Source organism: Cryobacterium breve (assembly GCF_004402375.1).
In the GTDB taxonomy this organism is placed as follows: Bacteria; Actinomycetota; Actinomycetes; order Actinomycetales; family Microbacteriaceae; genus Cryobacterium; species Cryobacterium breve.
Genome location: NZ_SOGJ01000008.1, coordinates 1 through 20059, shown reverse-complemented (window position 1 = coordinate 20059; position 20059 = coordinate 1). Strand labels below are relative to the sequence as shown.

15 protein-coding genes and 1 tRNA gene are annotated in these 20059 nt (G+C 67.8%); 9 read left to right on the top strand and 7 right to left on the bottom strand.

All coding sequences use genetic code 11. The features are described 5' to 3' along the window. The first annotated feature begins 285 nt into the window (after positions 1-285). Positions 286-1803 carry an HNH endonuclease signature motif containing protein gene (locus tag E3O65_RS02475; RefSeq protein ID WP_166785625.1) on the top strand — a complete coding sequence of 506 codons (1518 nt, stop codon included), beginning with the start codon at positions 286-288 and terminating at the stop codon, positions 1801-1803. A gap of 134 nt (positions 1804-1937) precedes the next feature. Continuing rightward, entirely contained in the window at positions 1938-2717 is a 780-nt protein-coding gene (locus tag E3O65_RS02470; RefSeq protein WP_134362178.1) for an HAD-IIB family hydrolase, read from the top strand. A gap of 136 nt (positions 2718-2853) precedes the next feature. On the opposite strand, the gene galU is transcribed toward E3O65_RS02470, so the two are convergent. Then, positions 2854-3795 (bottom strand): UTP--glucose-1-phosphate uridylyltransferase GalU, encoded by a 942-nt coding sequence (gene galU / locus E3O65_RS02460; protein WP_134362177.1) that lies wholly within the window; start codon positions 3793-3795, stop codon positions 2854-2856. A 156-nt stretch (positions 3796-3951) separates the two neighbouring features. Between galU and E3O65_RS02455 the strand changes: the two genes are divergently transcribed. After that, positions 3952-5070 (top strand): LCP family protein, encoded by a 1119-nt coding sequence (locus E3O65_RS02455; RefSeq protein WP_134362176.1) that lies wholly within the window; start codon positions 3952-3954, stop codon positions 5068-5070. Between the two features lie 1265 nt (positions 5071-6335). On the opposite strand, the gene E3O65_RS02450 is transcribed toward E3O65_RS02455, so the two are convergent. The 4 genes from E3O65_RS02450 to E3O65_RS02435 form a co-directional block, all read right to left on the bottom strand. After that, a complete protein-coding gene (locus tag E3O65_RS02450) occupies positions 6336-7808 on the bottom strand; it encodes a DHA2 family efflux MFS transporter permease subunit (RefSeq protein WP_134362175.1) in 1473 nt (490 codons plus the stop codon). Between the two features lie 94 nt (positions 7809-7902). Beyond that, positions 7903-7976, bottom strand: a tRNA-Pro gene (locus E3O65_RS02445). A 103-nt stretch (positions 7977-8079) separates the two neighbouring features. Continuing rightward, a complete protein-coding gene (locus E3O65_RS02440) occupies positions 8080-9063 on the bottom strand; it encodes a metallophosphoesterase (RefSeq protein WP_134362174.1) in 984 nt (327 codons plus the stop codon). After that, the gene (locus E3O65_RS02435; RefSeq protein ID WP_134362173.1) at positions 9060-11615 is read right to left on the bottom strand and encodes a transglycosylase domain-containing protein; all 2556 of its coding nucleotides are present in this window, start codon (positions 11613-11615) and stop codon (positions 9060-9062) included. Before E3O65_RS02435 ends, E3O65_RS02440 begins: the two co-directional genes overlap by 4 nt. A 49-nt stretch (positions 11616-11664) precedes the next feature. On the opposite strand from E3O65_RS02435, the gene E3O65_RS02430 reads away from it, so the two are divergent. Together E3O65_RS02430 and E3O65_RS02425 are read left to right on the top strand one after the other, a co-directional pair. Then, positions 11665-11832 (top strand): Sp36 family protein, encoded by a 168-nt coding sequence (locus tag E3O65_RS02430; protein ID WP_134362172.1) that lies wholly within the window; start codon positions 11665-11667, stop codon positions 11830-11832. A gap of 3 nt (positions 11833-11835) precedes the next feature. Then, complete coding sequence (locus tag E3O65_RS02425; protein WP_134362171.1) at positions 11836-12306, top strand: RidA family protein; 471 nt, start codon at positions 11836-11838, stop codon at positions 12304-12306. 830 nt (positions 12307-13136) lie between these two features. Here E3O65_RS02425 and E3O65_RS02415 read toward each other — a convergent pair. Then, positions 13137-14354: an acyltransferase family protein gene (locus E3O65_RS02415; RefSeq protein ID WP_134362169.1), complete on the bottom strand. Its 1218-nt coding sequence runs from the start codon at positions 14352-14354 to the stop codon at positions 13137-13139. A gap of 185 nt (positions 14355-14539) precedes the next feature. Beyond that, on the bottom strand, positions 14540-16495 hold the full coding sequence (gene acs, locus E3O65_RS02410) for an acetate--CoA ligase (RefSeq protein WP_134362168.1): 1956 nt from the start codon (positions 16493-16495) through the stop codon (positions 14540-14542). Between the two features lie 474 nt (positions 16496-16969). Between acs and E3O65_RS02405 the strand changes: the two genes are divergently transcribed. The 4 genes from E3O65_RS02405 to E3O65_RS02390 all read left to right on the top strand — a co-directional run bounded on the left by E3O65_RS02405 (position 16970) and on the right by E3O65_RS02390 (position 19998). Then, the gene (locus E3O65_RS02405; RefSeq protein WP_134362167.1) at positions 16970-18172 is read left to right on the top strand and encodes a TadA family conjugal transfer-associated ATPase; all 1203 of its coding nucleotides are present in this window, start codon (positions 16970-16972) and stop codon (positions 18170-18172) included. After that, positions 18169-19143: a type II secretion system F family protein gene (locus E3O65_RS02400; protein WP_134362166.1), complete on the top strand. Its 975-nt coding sequence runs from the start codon at positions 18169-18171 to the stop codon at positions 19141-19143. Before E3O65_RS02405 ends, E3O65_RS02400 begins: the two co-directional genes overlap by 4 nt. A 284-nt stretch (positions 19144-19427) precedes the next feature. After that, entirely contained in the window at positions 19428-19580 is a 153-nt protein-coding gene (locus E3O65_RS17070) for a DUF4244 domain-containing protein (RefSeq protein ID WP_241985707.1), read from the top strand. Further along, positions 19561-19998: a TadE family protein gene (locus E3O65_RS02390; protein WP_134362164.1), complete on the top strand. Its 438-nt coding sequence runs from the start codon at positions 19561-19563 to the stop codon at positions 19996-19998. The genes E3O65_RS17070 and E3O65_RS02390 overlap by 20 nt, the downstream gene beginning before the upstream one ends. Positions 19999-20059 lie beyond the last annotated feature (61 nt).

The window sequence follows — 20059 nt, the reverse complement described above, 5'->3', positions numbered from 1 at the left end:
GGCCCGCCCCGGCAGGCCCCCGGCAGGCCCCCGCCCGCCCCCGGCCCGCCCCGGCACGCGGACGAACGAATTCGACGGAGATTTTGCTCAAACGCGGCTCGAAACATCCGTTTCGGTGTGAAATCGGCAAGATCTCCGTCGAATTCGTTAGGGGCTCTGGTACCCGTCGATGACAGCGACGGATGAACGTGGTCGCCCAGCTCCACGGGCCCGCGGCGAACAAATCAGTTACTAAAAATGTTCGAAAGTCTTGACTCTAGATTAGAACACGTTTACTATGGTGGTATGGCAGGAGCCCCCACTCCGCACCACCTCACCGCCTCCACCCGGGCGGTGACTTCCCCTATGCAACTGCCCCTCGTGCAGCAACTGCAGCAGGCGCGTGACCTGGCCGCGTCCGTGCTCGATTCGGTGTCCTTCTCTCTTCTGAGCGAGGCGGATGCGATGGCGGTGCTCGGCACGGTCGAAGACCTCGGCCGGCGGGTCGATGCTGCCAGGGTCGCCTCGGCCGCCGACATTTCGGTGCGGTCCCGTCGCATCCTCGGGCATGACTCCCTCGCGTATAAGAACGGGGCCACCAGTGGCACCGACCTGATCACCCGTCTTACCCGTATCTCCTCCCGGGAGGCGTACCGGCGGGTGCGGCTCGGCGAGAATGTCAGCCCGCGTCTGGCCGGCACCAGCATGCTGCCACCGTATTACCCGGCCGTGGCGGATGCCCTTACTACCGGTGACCTCGGAGTCGACGCGGCGGAGAACATCGTCACCGCCCTCGACAGTGTCGCCGCCCGGGTCGCGCCGAACGACCTCGGCACCGCGGAGCGCGCCCTGGTGGCCAGTGCGACCGGTGCGATCACCGACGAAACCCGGGGGCTCCCCGGTGAGGGGTTCGCATTCCCGGCGGATCTGGTGCGCGGCATGGCGACGCAGTGGCAGGCGCGTCTCGACCCCGACGGCACCGCCCCGAACGAGCCCGTCGCCGAGCCGCGCAGCACCGTCGGCTTCGGACTCCTCCGCGACGGCCTCTACCCGCTGCGGGGTGGGGTCACCGCGGAGCTGCGCGGGATCATGAACGCGATATTCGACACGTATCTCTCCGCGCACGCGGCGCCAGCGTTCCCCAGCGAGGAGGAGCAGGCGCGCATGGATTCGGGCGAGTTGATCCCGGGTGCCGAAGCGGCAGCTCTCAGCGATGATCGGAACGGTGGTGAGAAGCGGGCCGACATCCTCCGCGGCATCTTCGAAGCCGCCACCCGCGACGTGGGAACCCCGACCATGGGCGGCGCCGCCCCCACCGTCATGATCCACGTGAATCAGGCCGACCTGGCCGCGGACCGCGGGGTGGGCTGGATCGACGGGGTCGAATCCCCGATCTCCCTGATAAGCGTGAAGCAGGCCTTATGCGCCGGTGGATTCCAAAAAATCGTGTTCGGCCTGAACAACGAAGTCCTCAGCCTTAGCACCGAGAACAGGTTCTTCAACCGGGCCCAGCGCCGCGCCATCGCCGCCCGCGATGGCGGCTGCACCATCCCGGGGTGCACAGTGCCGGCGGCCTGGTGCGAGGTACACCATGTCATCCCCTGGTATCTCGGCGGGAAGACCGACATCGACAACGGGGTACTGCTCTGCTGGTACCACCACCACCACAGCATTGACACCTCCGGATGGCAGATCCGCATGGTACGAGGCAAACCTCAAGTCAGGGCACCACTCTGCTACGACCCGACTCGCACCTGGCGGGCAGCGGGCGGCCATCGGGCCGGGCCACCACGGTCTCGACAGGCTCGACCACCGGCGGGTTGAGTCTCCGGGATCAGGCCGCCACGCTCGCCCACCGAGGCCCGCTGTACACTTTTCCGAGGGCATCGCGCATGGGTGATGCCAAGCTCCGGGCCACGATTCCGGCCCCGAGTCAGCGAATAGGATCCACACCTCACATGACGACACTTCCCCGCCTGGTTGCCTTCGATCTCGATGACACGCTCGCCGCATCCAAGTCGCCTCTCGACCCGCGCATGGCGGAACTCATGGTCAGCTTGCTCGGCGTTGTCGAGGTGTGCGTGATCTCCGGCGGGCAGATCGCCCAGTTCCACATGCAGCTGATCGACAACCTTGACACGGCGACCGACAGCATCCTCTCGCGTCTGCACCTCATGCCCACCTGCGGCACCCAGTATTACCGCCACTCCGAGGGTGCTTGGAATCAGATCTACGCCGAGTATCTCAGCGACGACGAGAAGTCGCGTGCCCTCGCTGCCGTCGAAGCTACCGCCCGCGCCCTCGGCTATTGGGAGGCTGACACCTGGGGCCCCATCCTCGAGGACCGTGGCTCGCAGATCACCTTCTCCGCCCTCGGTCAGGGCGCGCCCGTCGTGGCCAAAACCGCATGGGACCCGAGCGGCGAGAAGAAGAACACCCTCCGCGAAGCGGTGCAACTGCTGTTGCCCGACCTCGAGGTGCGCTCGGGCGGGTCCACCTCGGTCGACATCACTCGGCAGGGCATCGACAAGGCCTACGGCATGCTCAAACTGGCCGACCTCACCGGCGTGCCCCTCGACGACATGCTCTTCGTCGGTGACCGCCTTGACGAGAACGGCAATGACTACCCGGTCAAGGCCCTCGGCGTCGAGTGCGTCGCCGTGGAGGGCTGGAAAGACACGGCCGCGTTCCTTGAAACGCTGATCCCTCAGCTGACGGATGCCGCTGCGCGCCGATAGGAGCCCCGCCCGAGTCGTCCTCGGGTCGGGCTATGCCCTTCCGGGTTCAGCCGACGTTCCGGGTTCAGCCGTCGTTCTGGGTTCAGCCGTCGTTCTGGGTTCAGCCGTCGTTCTGGGTTCAGCCGTCGTTCTGGGTTCAGCCGACCGCGACTGAGCCGACCGCCGCCGGACCGACCCCGGCGGGCTCTACGTGTGACGCGACGAACTCGTGCAGCCAAGTTCGGAGGTCGGGGCCGAGATCCTCGCGCTCCACGGCGAGCTGAACAATGGCCTTGATGTAGTCGAGGCGGTCGCCTGTGTCATAGCGGCGGCCGCGGAAAATGACCCCGTAGACGCCGCCCGTGGCGTTCGGGGTCACGGCCATCTCCTGCAGGGCGTCGGTGAGCTGAATTTCGTTGCCTTTGCCCGGCGGGGTGCGCTCGAGCACGTCGAACACCTCGGGCCGCAGCACGTAGCGTCCGATGATGGCCAGGTTCGACGGGGCATCCTCGGTGCTCGGCTTCTCGACCAGCCCCGTCACCCGCACGACGTCGGGGTCGTCGGTGGCCTCCACCGCGGCGGCTCCGTAGAGGTGGATCTGCGACGGATCGACCTCGAGCAGCGCCACAATGCTGGCGTTGCGCTTGCCCTGCTCGGCCAGCATCCGGGTCAGGAGTGCATCGCGCACGTCGATCAGGTCGTCGCCGAGCAGCACCGCAAACGGCTGGTCGCCCACGTGCATCCGTGCGCGCAGAACTGCGTGCCCGAGGCCGAGTGGATCGCCCTGGCGCAGGTAGTGGATGTCGGCGAGCCGCGAAGCATGGCGCACCTTCGCCAGCCGGTCGTGGTCGCCTTTGATCTCCAGCAGCGACTCGAGTTCCGTCATTCGGTCGAAGTGGTTCTCAAGTGCGTTCTTGTGGCGCCCGGTGACCATGACGATGTCGGTCAGGCCGGCCGCGGCCGCCTCCTCCACAACGTACTGGATCGCCGGTTTGTCGACGACGGGCAGCATCTCCTTCGGCATGGCCTTCGTGGCCGGAAGAAAGCGTGTTCCCAAACCTGCCGCGGGAATGACGGCCTTGGTGATTGTGGAGCTCATGACACTCAGAGTAGGGGTGATGGGTTGCCGCCGTATAGAGCGCCGCAGCCTTTCCCTCCGCACCCGTTCTGTCTCCTGCGCCGCCATATCCCCTGATGAGGGGCCGGGCTAAGGTAGCGGCACCGCTCGCTCGAGCGGCCACAGGAGGCAACCCGTATGCCGCACCAAACTCACGGTTCCCCGCGCCCGAATATCACCGGCCCGGTTGGTGGAGCCCCCCGCGTGCGCCACCCCGGGCGCATCGCCCTAGCCATATTCGGTACGGTGCTGCTGGTCGCAGTCGCCGCGGGCGGCATCTATGCATTCAGCCTGACTCGCGCATTCGACGACGGAACCGAGAAGATCTCGAACGCCTTCCCCGATGAGGCCTCCCGCCCGCCTCGTGGGCAGGCCGAACCGGGTGCCGCCGAAACGGATGCCCCCGGCGACCCCTCCGCGGCTCTGAACACGGTGCCTGCCGGGCAGCCGCAGAACATCCTGTTGCTCGGATCGGACTCTCGTGGCGCCACAGGAAAGGACCTTGCCGACATCCGTGGCGAGCGTTCGGACACCATGATGGTGGTGCACGTGCCGGCTGATCGCAAGAACCTCTTCGTCATGTCGATCCTGCGCGACAGCTGGGTCGAAGTGCCGGGGCACGGGCAGGCGAAGATCAACGCTGCGCTCTCCTGGGGTGGCGTGCCGCTGGCCGTGCAGACCGTGGAAGACCTCTTGGGCATCCGTATCGATCACGTGGCCGTGGTCGATTTCTCCGGGTTCGAACAGACAACGGATGCCCTCGGCGGCGTCGACATCAACAACCCGATCGGCTTCGACTCGTCCCATCTCAAGGGGCGCTACTTCGATGCGGGCGGGCAGCATTTGACCGGCGCGGAAGCCATCGCGTTCGCGCGGGAGCGGTACGCGTTCCAGGACGGCGATTTTCAGCGGGTGCGCAACCAGCAGCTCATCATCAGCGGTCTGCTCGCGGCGATGATGCACAAGTCCGTGCTCGCCGATCCGGTGAAGACGTCTGGTCTGCTGGAGACGATCACGCCCTTTCTGGCTGTGGACGAGGGCTTCGACTCTGCCTATCTGACCGCTCTGGCCTGGGAACTGCGTGAGGTGCGGCAGCAGCAGGTCACCTTTTTCACGATGCCGACCGACGGGACGGGAACGTCGGGTGATGGCCAGTCGATCGTGAACGTGGACTGGGTCGGCCTCGCGTCGGTGCAGAGGGGTTTCCAGACTGACACCTTGAGTAATTACCAGCCCGAGCTGCAGACCATCGGGTAGCGGAGCGCCGGGGCTCCGCCCTGTTACCCGGCTCCGCGCTGTCGCGCAGCCCCCGTGTGGCGAACTCAGGAGAAACCCTGCTCCGCGCTCTCGCGCAGCCCCCCGTGTGGCAAACTCAGGAGAAACCCGGCTCCGCGTTCTCGCGCAGCCCCCCGTGTGGCAAACTCAGGAGAAACCCGGCTCCGCGTTCTCGCGCAGCCCCCCGTGTGGCGAACTCAGGAGAAACCCGGCTCCGCGTTCTCGCGCAGCCCCCCGTGTGGCGAACTCAGGAGAAACCCGGCTCCAGTCATCCGTTGCCCCGCATTTCGGGGGGCCGTGCCGGGCAGCGAGCCTAGATCTCCTGAGTTGGCCCCCTGCGAGGCCGGGGTCCAATGCCGCAGCTGGCCTAGCTCCTGCAATTTGCAGCGGATGGTCGTATGGGGGCTGGACCGCACACATCCGTCAGAGGTTGCAGCAGCTATGCCGACGAATTGGGGGTATGGCTGCGGGTCTGCACACGACTTCGTGGCCAACTCAGGAAAACCATAACCCGGCGCGGGACCCCGGCCCGGAATCACGCCCCACATCTCGCCGCCCGCGTCGGATCTCCTGAGTTAGCCGCAGAATTGGCCGGCCGACCGACCGACCGACCGACCGACCGACCGACCGAGACTCGGCCTGATCCTTCCGCCCGCGTTCAGGCCCGCACCTTCGGCCTGCTGCTCCAGGCCCGGAGCCGTGCCCTGCCCCGCTACCCAGGCCCGGAGCCCTGCCGTGCCCTGCCTCGCGCCCCTGCCCGCACCCCCATCTGGGCCTGTCCGCGTCGGCGGGGGAGTGCGACTCGAATCGGACCTGTCTCCCCTCCGGCACGAGGCGGTCGGCGATCCGATGGCCCCGGACCTGACCGCGACACTGCCGGCCTCCTCACCCTCGACGCGAGCGCGCGGGCAGGAACCCGAGACGCCTTCGCGCGGGAAGGAACTTGAGATGCCTTCGCGCGGGAAGGAACCCGAGACGCCTTCGCGCGGGCAGGCGAGTCGCCCACCCCTCGAGTCCAGTCATCCGGTGGCGGCTCGCGCAACCTACCGCCCCACGGATGCCCACCGTCGACAGTCCCCATTCCGATCGAGAGTGACCGGCACAGCGACCACCTTCGTCGGGTACGGCCGCTCTCGCGACGGAGCCCAGCTCGGCACGGGCGCCCGCGGTCGCGGGCACCTACGGCGCGGGCACCTACGGCGCGGGCACCTACGGCGCGGATGCCCACGCTGCTGGCGCCGCGCGACTTACCGCCCGGCCGACACGCGCTTCGGCAGCACGAACACCAGCAGCAGCGCGAGCACGCTGAACGCGGCGCTCACCCCCATCGCGGCGGTGGCGCTGTCGGTGAAGCCGGCAGCCAGAGCGGCAGGCGAAGGGCCGGCCACGACCAGGGTGCCGAAGAACACGCTGCCGATCACGGCGATACCCACGGCGCTGCCGACCCGCTGCATCACGCCCACCACGCCGCTGGCCGCGCCGGCCTCGGAGCGGTCCACGGTCGCCACGATGAACTGCGCGTTCGGCGCAATGAAGAATCCGCTGCCGAGACCCGCGATCAGCAGCGGCGGCAGCAGCTCCCAGTTGGTGATGGCGGGGCCGATCAGCAGCAGGGCGAGCCAGATCCAGACCAGGCCCACGGTGACCAGGCTCACGCCGATCACCAGCACGGTGCGGCCGAGCCGCTGCGCCAGTCGATTGCTCTGCGACGCGCCGATGATGGTTCCGAACGCGAACGGGATCGACACCAGCCCCGATTCGAGCGCTGTGTGCCCGAGGCCGGCCTGCCAAAGAATCGAGATGGTGAAAAAGATGCTGGTGAACGCCGCGAAATAGACCAGGGCGAGCACGATTCCACCGGTGAACGCCGGGTGCCGGAACAGCTTCGGCGGCACCAGCGGACTCTTGCCCCACTTGGTATACGCCACTTCCCAGAAGCCGAACGCCACGATCAGCAGCGCACCCGCGACCAGGGTCAGGTAGGTCCAGAGCGGCCAGCCGCGGTCTTCACCTTCGATCAGCGGCACGAGCAGCGCCACGAGCCCGGTGGAGATCAGAACCAGGCCCACCCAGTCGATACCGCCGCTCTTGGTGCCCGGAGCGCGTTCGGAGCCGGCCGGCAGCAGGATCGCCGCCGCGACGAGGGCGACGATGCCGATGGGCAGGTTGACCCAGAAGACCAGGCGCCATCCGTTCTCGTCGCCGAAGGCCTCAATGATCAGGCCGCCCAGGATCGGGCCGAGCGCAGTGGAAACACCGATGACCGACCCCATGATCGCGAATGCCTTGCCGCGGGTAAGCGGCGGGAACAGAATTTGGATCACGGCCGTCACCGCCGGCACGAACATGCCGCCGGCGAGTCCCTGCACAACCCGCGCGGTGATCAGCTGCAGGTCGTTCTGCGCGAGCCCGCAGGCGAGGCTGGCCAAGGTGAACAGCAGCAGACCGGTGAAGAAGACCCACTTGTGACCGATGCGGTCGCCGAGCCGCCCAGCGGGGATCAGCGCGATCCCGAAGGCCAGCGCGTAGCCGGAAATGATCCAGGAGAGCGTGGCTTCCGACGCATCGAGGCTGGTGCGGATGGTCGGCAACGCCACATTCACGATCGTGGTGTCGAGCAGCGCCATGAACATCCCGGCCAGCAGCACGATCAGCGCCTGCCAGGCATGCCGCGGAACGACAACGGATTCGGGGCGCTCATCCGGGCGGGAATCGGTCATGACGTGATCCTCTCGAGGAAAGCGAAAGCGAAAGCAACAGCAACAACGAAAGCACAAAACCCCCACTCCGCAGAGTGGGGGTTGTGTATATCTGTCGGGGTAACAGGATTTGAACCTGCGACCTCGTCGTCCCGAACGACGCGCGCTACCAAGCTGCGCCATACCCCGATGGCCCGTAAGCCTTGTCAAGTATAACCCCACGGATGTCCCGCCTCGACCACCCGGAATCGAGCCTTCCGAGGCCGCGCCCCGGCCCCGCCCCGGCCCAGCGCTACGCGGCGGTCAGGGTCAGCAGGGTCGCCTCCGGCGCGCAGGAGAACCGCACCGGAGCGTAGATCGACGTGCCGAGCCCCGCTGACACGTTGAGATATGAGGTGTGCAGACCGGAGTCCCAAAGGCTGAGCCCCTTGACCTGCTTGCGCGGGATGTCGCAGTTGGTGACCAGTGCGCCGTACCCGGGCACGCACACCTGACCGCCGTGGGTGTGCCCGGCCAGGATCAGCTGAGCACCGTGGTTCACAAACGAGTTCAGCACCCGCTGGTACGGCGCGTGGGCCACGCCGATAGTGAGCGTCGGGCGGGGCGGGGAGGCCACCTCTGGGTCGGGCCAGTGCTCCTCCGACAGCGGGTCGCTGGCGCGCAGGTCGTCGATGGCCCGGGTGATCAGATCGAGACGGTCGAGCCCGATGTGCGGGTCGTCCACGCCGAACAGCTCCAGGTGGGTGCCGTTCAGGTCGAGCGCCGCCGCCGCATTGTCGAGGTCGAGCCAGCCGAGGTCGGCGAACACGCGGTGCAGGTGGTCGATGTCGAGCTTCTCGTGCAGCGCGGTGCGCAACAGCGACGGTGCACCGAAATACCGCAGCGGGTTCTTCAGCATCGGACCGTAGTAGTCGTTCGACCCGTTGACGAAGATGCCGGGGATGCCGCGGAACGGTTCCAGGGCGTATTCGATCCCGGAAATGCCGTCGGCGTGGCCGAGGTTGTCTCCGGTGTTGACGATGAGGTCGGGTTTCAGGTCGGCCAGGCCACGCACCCAGTCCTGCTTGTCCCGCTGCCACGGCGCCATGTGCAGGTCGGAGAGGTGAAGCACCGTGATCGGGTCGGAGCCCGGCGCGAGCACCGGAACGGGGACCTCGCGGAGGGTGAACATGCGCCGCTCCACGAGCGAGCCCCAGGCGAACGCGGTCACCCCGGCAGCGGCCACCAGGCCGGCGCCCACGGCGAGCGGGGATCCTGCGGAACGGGCGCGGGTCATCCGTTGCCCCCGCCGTTACCTCCGGCGAGCTTGCCGACCACGATCTGCACGGCGCTGCCGGAGGCCGCGCCGGTGCCGGCCGCGGGCGTCATCGAGATCACCTTGCCGTTCTGCTGGGGATCGGTGACATCCTGATCCTTCTTGTCGATGCTGAATCCCTGCAGGGTGGCCTTGGCGTCGGCCTCGCTCTTGCCCACGACATCGGGCACGAGCTTGAGGGCGCCGTTGCTGGAGTAGACGGTCACGGTCGAGCCGCGGCTGGCGCTGGAGCCGCCGGCCGGGTCGGTGCGTGCCACGGTGCCGGCGGGCATCTCGGAGTCGGTCGCGCCGCCGTCGACAACGTCGAAGCCGGCCGAGCTCAGCGTGGACGTGGCATCAGCCATCGACTTGCCCCGCAGGTCGGGCACCGGCACCTGCACGGCCTGCAAGACCTTGCTGGATGCCTCGGCAAACGCATCTCCGCCGTACTTCGCATTCGCGACGCTCATCACCTCGGGCCACATGCGGTGACGCGCGGTGGCGGCCGTGCCGCCCACCCAGTCCCGCACGGTGCGCTGGTTGATGTCGCCGGTGACGCTGACGACGCCGACCACGGTGGCGACCTTGCTGCTCGCGCCGCTCATCCAGGTGTCCTTGTTGCCGTCGGTGGTACCGGTCTTACCGATCATCGGCACGCGCGGCGAGGTGTCGCCGTTCGAGACCGTCGCGGTTCCCTCGGTCATTACCTTCTGCATGGCATACGTCATGCCGGCGGCTACATCGGAGGTGACGGCCTGGGTGCACTTGGTTGCCGGCGGCGTAATGTCGGTGCCGTCACCGCCCACGATCCGGTCGATCACGATCGGGCTGCAGCTGAGGCCGTTGTTGGCGATGCCGGCGAAGGCGACAGCCATGCTCAGCGGCGCGACCTCATTGGTGCCGAGCACGGCCGAAGGACCTTGGTCCAGAGGGTCGAGGTCGGCGCGGCCCACTCCGAACTCGTTCGCCATTTTGGCGATACCGCAGAGGTCCAGCTTCTTCGCCATGCCGATGAAGCCGGTGTTGATCGAGTTGATCGTCGACTGCAGGGCGCTGTAGTTGGTGCCGGCCTCGTTCGCGTCGTTCTTGGGGTTGAAGACGAAGCTCTGGTTGCCTTGACAGCTGTTCGTGAACACGCCCCAGTCACTCTTGCGGCGGGAGTCGACGCGCTCGTTGAGCGTGTGCCCCTCGGCCAGCCACTCGGCCAGGGTGAACACCTTGTAGGTCGAGCCGGGCTGGAAGCCGAGCGAACCGCCCTGATCGTAATTGGTGTTGTAGTTGATGCCGGTGTAGTTGGCATTGTTCTCGGTCACCTTCGGGTCCTGGCTGTACTCCTTGTTCTGAGTCATCGCGAGCACCCGACCAGTGCCGACCTCGACGCTGGTGATGACTCCACCGACATCCCAGCCGTCGTACGTCGTGGGCACGTGCTTCTTCATCGTGGTCTCTGCGGCGTTCTGCAGGTCCAGGTCGATCGTCGTGTAGACCTCGTAGCCGCCGCGACGGAAGTTGGCCAGGCGGGCCGCTTCGTCGTCGCCGAAGGTCGGGTCGTTCTGCAAGGTGTTGACGACGAGGTCGCAGAAGTAGGCGCTGCCGGCGGCCGTTGCGCATCCGGTGCTGGGTTCGGTGATGACGGGCTCGATCACGGTGGCGAGCGCGGCGTCATAGTCGGCTTGGGTGATTTTCTCGTACTTGAGCATCTCGCCCAGGATGTAGTCGCGGCGTTCCTTGTTCGCGGCGTACCCGTTTGCGGCGCCGTTAGTCTCGCTCTCGGGGTTGTCGAGCTGGAACTTGACCGGGTTGTTCACGATCGCCACGAGGCTGGCCGCCTGCGGCAGCGTCAGCGCGGCCGCAGTGGTGTTGTAGTAGTAGTTGGCGGCGGATTCGATGCCGTAGACCGTGCCGCCGAAACCGGTGATGTTGAGGTACTGGCGAAGGATGTCGTCTTTCGCGTACTGCTTCTCCACACCGATCGACAGGCGCATCTCCTTGAGCTTGCGGTCGGGGGTGGTTTCCGTGGCCGCTTCGTAGCAGGTCATGCGTTTCTCTTGGTCGGCCATCGCCTCGCACTTCTGCACCTGCACGTTCTTCACGTACTGCTGGGTGATCGAGGAGCCACCGCGGGCGGTGCCGGTGGCGACGGTGCTCACGACGCCCTTGATGGTTCCCTCGAGGTCGATGCCGCCGTGCTCGTAGTAGCGGGGGTCCTCGCCGGCGATCGCGGCATCCTTCACGAACGGGCTGATCGCGTCCCACTCCACTTCGACCCGGTTCTGGTCGTAGAAGGAGGCGAGGAGCGCCTGGCTGCCGTCGGAGTTGGTGGCGTAGATGTTGCTCTTCTGCGCCAACTGGTCGATTGCGAGGTAGTCGGGCAGGCTCTCGAACATGTTGATCGTGTTCGTGGCAGTCATGCCGGAAAGCGCCAGCGCTGGCGTCACAGCGGCGGCGACGAGGACGCCGGCAATGGCGCTCATCCCGACAAAACCGAGGAACCCGCCGAGCGCTCCACTAACCGTGCGATTTTTGGCAGACATACACTTGAGACTAAGTGACAAATCTAAAAACCGCCTGAATCGGAGCCATATGCCTGCCTGGGAGTACCTCACGACGCCGCTGATGATTCACAACACAGCCGCCATTCTGAACAACTGGGGCTCTGACGGGTGGGAGCTCGTGCAGGTCGTCCCCGGCCCTGAGGGTGGGCTCGTCGCCTACCTCAAGCGCCCGGTAGCCGCTGCTGAAGGCGCCTGACCCGTGTCGCAGATCGCGGACCGCCTCGTCGAGCTGGGCATCGAACTGCCCAGCGTGGTGCCGCCGGTCGCCACCTATGTGCCGGCCCTCGTGTCCGGCTCGCTGGTGTTCACCAGCGGCCAGCTGCCGATGGTCTCCGGGGCACTCCCGGCCACCGGGAAGGTCGGCGACGGCCACGGACTCGTCCCCGCCGCGGACGCCCACGACTACGCCCGGCAGTGCGCGCTGAACGCCCTCGCCGCCATCCAGGCCGTGATCGGCTCCCTCGACCGCATCACGCAGGTCGTCAAGGTCACCGGTTTCGTCGCATCCGACCCGTCGTTCACCGGCCAGCCCGGTGTCGTCAACGGTGCGTCGCAGGTGCTCGGCGACATCTTCGGCGACCGGGGTGTGCACGCCCGTTCCGCCGTGGGCGTCGCGGTGCTGCCCCTCGACTCGCCGGTGGAGCTGGAGCTGATCGTCTCCTTCGCCTGAGCCTGCGGCTGGGCCCGCGGCTGCGGCTGCGGCTGGGCCTGGGCCTGAGTCTGAGCTTGGGGCTTGGGGCTTGGGGCTGGGGGCTTGGGGCTGGGGCTGGGGCTGGGCCTGAGTCTGAGCTTGGGTTTGGGCCTGGGCCTGGGCCTGGGCTTGGGCTCGCGTCTCGCTCGGACGCACGAAAGCGGGCAGGCCCACCAGTGCCTGCCCGCTTTCGTGGTGCTCGGGTTCCCGTCCAAACGAATTCGACGGAGATTTTTACTTGAATGGTCCCAAACGGATGCTGTGGGTCGGTTTCAGCCAGAATCTCCGTCGAATTCGTTCGTTCGTTCGTTGGTTTGTTGGTTCGGTCGTTTGTTGGTTCGCTTGTGCGTGCGCTTGTGCGTTCGTTCGGTCGTGCGCTTATGCGGGCGTGCTGCCGAGGGGAATGCGCGGTTGATGACCGAACCGTGCAAGTGACGCGGCACATCCGTCGGGTGCTGTGGCTAACTCAGGAAATCTGTTCGGCGAGACTATGGATCCGCCGGGGTTCCGCACTGGTCCGCGGCTGTTGGTCAACCCGGCCGACGGATGTCCTGAGTTAGCCACCCACGTGCGCACAGACGCACACAGGACCGCACGCACGAACGACCGCACGAACGCACGAACGAACGACCGCACGAACGCACGACCGTCCGCGCACGAACAACCAACCGCACGCGCACGCACGCTAACGACCGACCGGCCGACCGCCCGCCCGCACACGAACACTCAGGAGCGCGCACGGCCGGAACCGCGGTCAGGTCAGACTAGCCGAGATCTGGATGAGGGGACGACGGCCCGGGCGGCCCGCTTCAGTCCAGAACCTCCGTCGAATTGGCGGGGGTGCGCTGCGGTTGCGCCCGGGTGAGGCGGGCAGGGAGTGACGGATGCGCCGCCGCGCGTCCGGCCCACGCCGCAAGCCGCTGCGACGGGAGCTCGACCCATCGGAACATTAGTTGGGCCACCAGGAAACTCAGCGGCACGGACACCAGTGCGGCCAGCCACCATCGGGTTGGTCCGAACACGTTTCCGAAAGCGACCACCATCGGGAAGTGCACGAGGTACAGGCTGAAACTGATCGAGCCGAGCCAGACCAGGGGACGAACGCTCAGCGGCCGCTGCAGGGATGGCCAGAATGCGAGGGCGGCCACGATCAAGACGGCCCCGGGCACGCGGAGGGCGAGGGTCAGATCGCTCCACGGAGCGGCCACGAACGGTCGCACGAGCCAATGAGCGATCAGAAGGAGCGGGCCCAGCGCGGTGAGGCCGACCCAGGTCGTCGTGCCCCAGCGATGCGCCGCCAAGATGTCGCCGCGGGCGCGCAGCGAGTCGAAGTTCGCGGCGAGCAGACTGCCGAGCCCGAACGCCGGGAGGTACATCAATGGTTCGATGTGCGCGACATAACCGGCAGCCGAGATCAGCACGAGCAGCGCCGCCCACAGTGCAGGGAAGCGTCGGGTGGCCGCGGCCAGCAACACCGCGGCCGGGAGCAGCAACGAGAACCACATCTCCCAGGCCAATGACCACAGGGGCGGATTGACGTCCGGCCGGCCGGTCTCGCCGATGATGCTGGCCTCGCCCAGCAGATTGCCGAGGCTCAGGTTCGGATCGTCCTGCCGGGCCAGCCACGCCCCGCCCGCAACTCCGCCGGTGCGTGGCACGAGTGCGATCCAGGCGGCGGCAAAGGCGATCGACACGAGAACCGGAACCGCGAGCCGGATGATGCGGCGCGGGAAGTAGGCACGCCAATCGAAGGCCGACGCTGCTAGAGGCGAGCGCACGAGCACGAAGCCACTCAGCACGAAGAAGACGAGCACGAACTCCGGCCCGGCGAAGAAGATCTTCAGCGGGGAGAGAGTCGTCCACCAGCCGACCGACCAGAGGGCGACTCCCGCGCTGGACTCGTAGGCGGCCGAGATGGCCGGCACGGTCATCGACACATGGTGCAGGAGCACGATCAGTGCCGCCACGCCGCGGAGGGCGTCGAGGGCGAGCATGCGGCCCGGCGGGGCGAGACGGGTGACAGTCATCGTGAACCACGGTAGGCAGGCTCGATGGGAGTTGCCTCCACCCGCGCCCCGCCGGCGCCTTGCCGGCGCCCTGCCTGCCCCCTGCCAGGTGAACGAATTCGACGGAGATTCTTGCGAAAACCGGCCCGCAGCATCCGTTTGGGCCCGTTTAAGTGAAAATCTCCGTCGAATTGGTCAGACGCTTGCTACTTCAGGGTGGACATGATCGCCGTCATCACCGAGGTGTCGGCGAGAGTGGTGGTGTCGCCGACCTCGCGGCCCTCCGCGACATCCTGCAGCAGGCGACGGATGATCTTGCCGGAGCGGGTCTTCGGCAGCTCGCTCACGATGAAGATCTGTCGCGGCCGTGCGATCGCCCCGATTTGCTGGGAGACGTGCGCGCGCAGCACGGCCTGGATGTCCTCGTGCGAGGACTCCTCCAGGTGGCTGTACTTGATGATGACGAACGCGACCACGGCCTGTCCGGTCATGTCGTCGTGCGCGCCGACCACGGCCGCCTCGGCGGTCATCGGGTGCGCCACCAGCGACGACTCGATCTCGGCCGTCGACAGGCGGTGCCCCGACACGTTCATCACGTCGTCGACCCGGCCGAGCAGCCAAATCTCGCCGTCACGGTCGAGGCGGGCGCCATCGCCGGCGAAGTAACGCGGGTTCTCCGAACCGAACTTCTCCCAGTACGTTTCCTTGAACCGTTCCGGGTCACCCCAGATTCCGCGCAGCATCGACGGCCACGGTTCGGTCACCACGAGCAGTCCACCGTTGTCGCGGCCCACATGATTGCCCTCGTCGTCGAGCACGTCGATTACCACGCCGGGGATCGGGCTCTGCGCCGAACCGGGCTTGGTCGTCGTCACACCGGGCAGCGCGGAGATCATGATCGCCCCGGTCTCGGTCTGCCACCAGGTGTCGACCACCGGCGCCACATTGCCGCCGATGACCTCGCGGTACCACATCCACGCCTCCGGGTTGATGGGCTCGCCCACCGATCCGAGCAGGCGCAGGCTGGTGAGGTCGAAGCCCTGCGGAATCTGGCGACCCAGCTTCATGAACGTACGGATGGCCGTGGGCGCCGTGTACAGGATGCTCACCTTGTACTTTTCCACGATTTCCCACCACCGGCCGGGGTGCGGGGTGTCCGGAGTGCCCTCGAAGAGCACCTGGGTTGCGCCGTTGGCGAGCGGGCCGTAGACCACGTAGCTGTGGCCGGTGATCCAGCCGACGTCGGCGGTGCACCAGTAGACATCCGTCTCGGGATGCAGATCGAACACGTTCTTGTGGGTGAAGGCCGCCTGGGTGAGGTAGCCGCCGGTGGTGTGCAGGATGCCCTTGGGCTTGCCGGTGGTACCGGACGTGTACAGGATGAACAGCGGGTTCTCGGCGGGGAAGCCCAGAGCCTCATGTTCGGCCTCGACCGACGCGAGCTCGTCGTGCCACCAGAGGTCGCGGTCGAACCACTCCACGAAGCCGTCGGTGCGCTTGACCACGAGCACGTTGCGCACGGTGGTCTCACCGCCCTCCAGAGCCGCGTCGACGGCCGGCTTGAGCGCGGACGCCTTGCCCTTGCGGTAACCGCCGTCGGCGGTGATCACGAGCACGGCGCTGGCGTCATCGATGCGCGAGCGGAGGCTCTCGGCGCTGAAACCACCGAAGATGACCGAGTGCACGGCACCGATGCGGGCCACGGCGAGCATCGAGATGACGGCCTCCGGAATCATGGGCAGGTAGATCGCAACGCGGTCGCCGGCGTTGACGCCAAGTTTTTTCAGCACATTCGCAGCACGCTTCACCTCCGCGGTGAGCTCGGCGTAGGTCACGTCCCGGGAGTCACCCGGTTCGCCCTCGAAGTGCAGCGCGACCCGGTCGCCGTTGCCGGCGAGCACGTGCCGGTCCAGGCAGTTCCAGGCTACGTTCAGCTCGCCGTCTTCGAACCATTTCGCGAAGGGCGGGTTGGTCCAGTCGAGTGTTTTAGTGAACGGCTTGTGCCAGTGCAGCAGATCGCGTGCCTGATCAGCCCAGAATTTCAAGCGGTCATCGGCGGCATCCTGATAGAGCTGCGGAGTGGCGATGGCCTGCGCCGCGAACTCGGGCGTCGGCGGGAATCTGCGGGTTTCGTGGAGAAGGTTGTCGATCTGGACGCTCATACGTATGTCGCTCCTTTGCGATGCAATGCGTTTAGCGGGCGCGTAACCCAGCCCCCCTCCTGAACCATACACGGCGACCTGCGCCGCCCAGGTTGCGCCAAATTGCGGCGTGGTCCTACCCCCAATTGTGGTCTCATCGCCCCGAGGGGTTCCATGTCCTCATTTATGAGGACACAAAGGACTTGCGCATCTGTAATTCCCCTTGTACATTGAGACTCGTCCGAACGAAAGTTTTGACCTGCGGTGCGTTTGGTTCCCCCCAATCAGCGCACTGCCGAGGCGGCACCTGTTCCCCCCAATAGGTGCCGCCCCCCTTTTTTTAACCGGTGGTTGCTCCCGGTGGCTGTGTGGGTCGCGGGGGCTTTCTTCCCGGTCCTCCCCAAGGCAGTCCTCCCCAGGGCCGGCCCGGCCCGGGTTGCCCGGGGATCGTCGGCGGGCGCGTTCCGGCCCGAGCCCGCGACCTAGCGTCGAGGCATGCCCGAACCGTTCGTCGCCGTTCCGTCCTATGGCGGGCGCACCGCCGGTGCCCGCAGGCTTGGGCTTGCGACGGCCGCCGTGTCGCTCCCGTCGACGGATGCCGCGCCGCTCGTCGCCACAGCGGCGCGGCCCCTTGACGTGTCCGGGCTCGGTCCGCTCGCCGAGTTCGCCCGGAACGAAGAGGTCACCGACCTGTTCGTCAACGGTGACGCCGGGCTTTGGGTCGACACCGGCCACGGTCTGCTGCGCCAGCCAGACTGGAACTTCCCCGAACCGACCGTGCGCGAGCTGGCCGTGCGCCTGATCGCCCTCGGCGGGAGACACATCGACGAGGCCAGCCCCTGCGTCGATGTGCGATTGTCCGACGGCATCCGGGTGCATGCGGTACTGCCGCCGGCGTCGAGCACGGGCACGCTGCTCTCCATCCGCCTGCCTCGGGCCGAGCGGCTGAGCCTCGCCGCGCTCGCGGCGGACGGCCTGTTCGGGATGGGGGCGGCATCCGTCGTCGCCGTCGACCGACTGCGCGCGGCCGTGCGCCGGCGCGAGAACCTGCTCATCACGGGCGCCGCCGGCAGCGGCAAGACCACCCTGCTCGCGGCGCTGCTGGGCGAGGCAATGCCGGGCGAACGCATCGTGGCCATTGAAGACGTCGCCGAACTGCGCGTAGACCACCCGCATGTCGTGGCGCTGGAGGCCAGGCAGCCGAACCTCGAGGGGGCCGGCCGGATCGGCCTCGACGCTCTCCTGCGCGAAGCATTACGGATGCGTCCCGACCGGCTCGTGCTCGGCGAGTGCCGCGGCGCCGAAATCCGGGAGCTGCTGGCCGCCCTCAACACCGGCCATGACGGCGGCGCCGGAACCCTGCACGCGAACTCCCTGCGCGATGTGCCGGCCCGGTTGGAGGCTCTCGGCGCCCTCGCCGGACTCGGCCCGGAGGCGGTGGCCCGTCAGGCGGTCAGTGCGATCGGGCTGGTACTGCACCTCGAGAGGCGCGATGGCCGCCGCTGTCTTGCCCCGATCGGCCGGTTCGCGTTGGACGACCGTGACCGCCTGGTCGTTGTCCCGGCGCATCCGGCGGACTCGGTGCGTGTGGTCCATGTGGGCCGGCCGGAACAGCCGGGAAAGACGGGCCGCACGCATGGGCGGAGGGCTGCCGCGCCATCGGAGCCGGGAAGACTGGACTTCGGGGGGCCTGCATGAGGCGGCGGGGCGGTTCGGCCAGCCCGGCGATCGAGGAGGTGGCCCAGGTGACGCAGCGGCTCGCGGTGCTGCTCGCCGCCGGTGTCTCCCCGGCATCCGCGTGGGCCTACCTCGAACCGGTCGGTGCTGTGCCCGTTGGGGAGGGGGCGCCCTCGCCGGCGACGCCAGGCTCGCGCATCATCCGCGTGGCGGCCGCCGCGGGGCGCCGCGGAGACAGTATCGCGGAAGCCGTGGCCACAGAGGCCCATGTGCTCGGCGGTCAGATCGGCGACGCCTGGCTTGCCCTGGCCTCGGCCTGGGAGGTGGCCACCCAGGCCGGCGCTCCGTTGGCTTCCTGCCTGCGGCAGCTGGCCGGCTCCTTCCGCCAACTCGGCCAGCTGCACGCCGACCTGGCGGTGGCGCTCGCCGGGCCGAGCGCCACAGCACGGATGGTGGCGTTCCTGCCCGTCGTCGGCGTGCTGTTCGGCAGCCTGCTGGGTTTCAACACCCTGCACACGCTGTTCGTCACCGCGCCCGGCTGGGCCTGCCTCGCCGGTGGAGCCGTGCTCATGTTCGCGGCCGACCGCTGGAACCGGAGGCTCCTGCACGCGGCTCGGGCACGGGACCCGACCCCTGGACTCGAGCTGGACCTCACAGCGATCGCCATGACCGGCGGTGGTTCCATCGACCGTGCCCGGGCCCTGGTCGACACTGCGGCGGATCGGTACGCGCTGCACCGAGCGGATTCGGCGGCCACCATCGACCGGGTGCTGGCACTGGCCGTGCGCGCCGGAGTGCCGGCAGCGGAGTTGCTGCGTAGCGAGGCCGACCAGCTACGTCGCCAGGCGCGCAGCGACGGCCAGCGCCGCGCCGCCACCCTCGGCGTCACCCTGATGATCCCACTCGGGGTGTGCGTGCTGCCCGCGTTCATGCTGATCGGGGTGCTGCCGCTGCTGATGACCGTCCTCTCGTCCACAGTGCTCAATTTCTGAAGTTCTGCACCGATGGCGTCGGCCACCGAACCCCGGCGCTGCCGATCCCGCAGTCTGAAACCACTCGTGCCGCCCACACACCGCGTCGCCAGACGCGAGAAGGAGACGAACGCATGCCCATCATCGAGTCCCTGTCCGAGCCCGGATCTCCCGGTGCGATCAAGGCCACCACCGAGGCTGCACCGGTCGACACGGTGATCAGCTCTCGCGGAGTCGGTTACGACGCTCTGCGGGAGGCAGGCCCGCGGCCGTTCCGCCCTGGCCCTTTCCGTCGGCCGCGCGGCCTGCGCGACGACACCGGAGCGGCGACGGCCGAATACGCCGTGGCCACCATGGCCGCCGTCGGATTCGCAGGCCTGCTGATAGTCATCCTGCGTGGAGACGAGGTGCGGGGCATCCTCACCGACCTGGTGCGCAATGCACTCAGCGTGGGGTAGCCGGCGGTGCTGGCGCCGCTCGCACGACGGCAGCGTCTCGGGTGATCGTCGCTCGGGCCGCGCCTGCGGCGTGCGGCCCGGCCCGCGCGACCGAGGCAGTGTCACCGCCGAGTTCGCCACGGTGGTGCCGGCGGTGCTGCTGGTGCTCGCTTGCTGCCTGGGCGCCCTGCAGGCCGTCGGCCAGCAGGTGCGCCTCACGGACGCCGCGGCCGACGCGGCCCGGTCTCTCTCCCGCGGCGACAGCGTCGACCGAGCAACGGGCCTGGTGCACCGGGCCGTGCCCGGTGCCGCCCTGACCCCCGAACGACAGGGCGAGTTCGTCTGCGTGCGGCTGAGCGCCCCAAGTTCGTTCGGTCCGTTCGCCGCCTTCGGACTCACCCTGCAGGCCGGGTCGTGCGCGCTCGGCGGCGGCCAGTGACGCGCCGGTGCCCGGCCGCCGGGCAGGGGCACGCCGGGCGAGGCCCCGCCGGGCAGGGGCG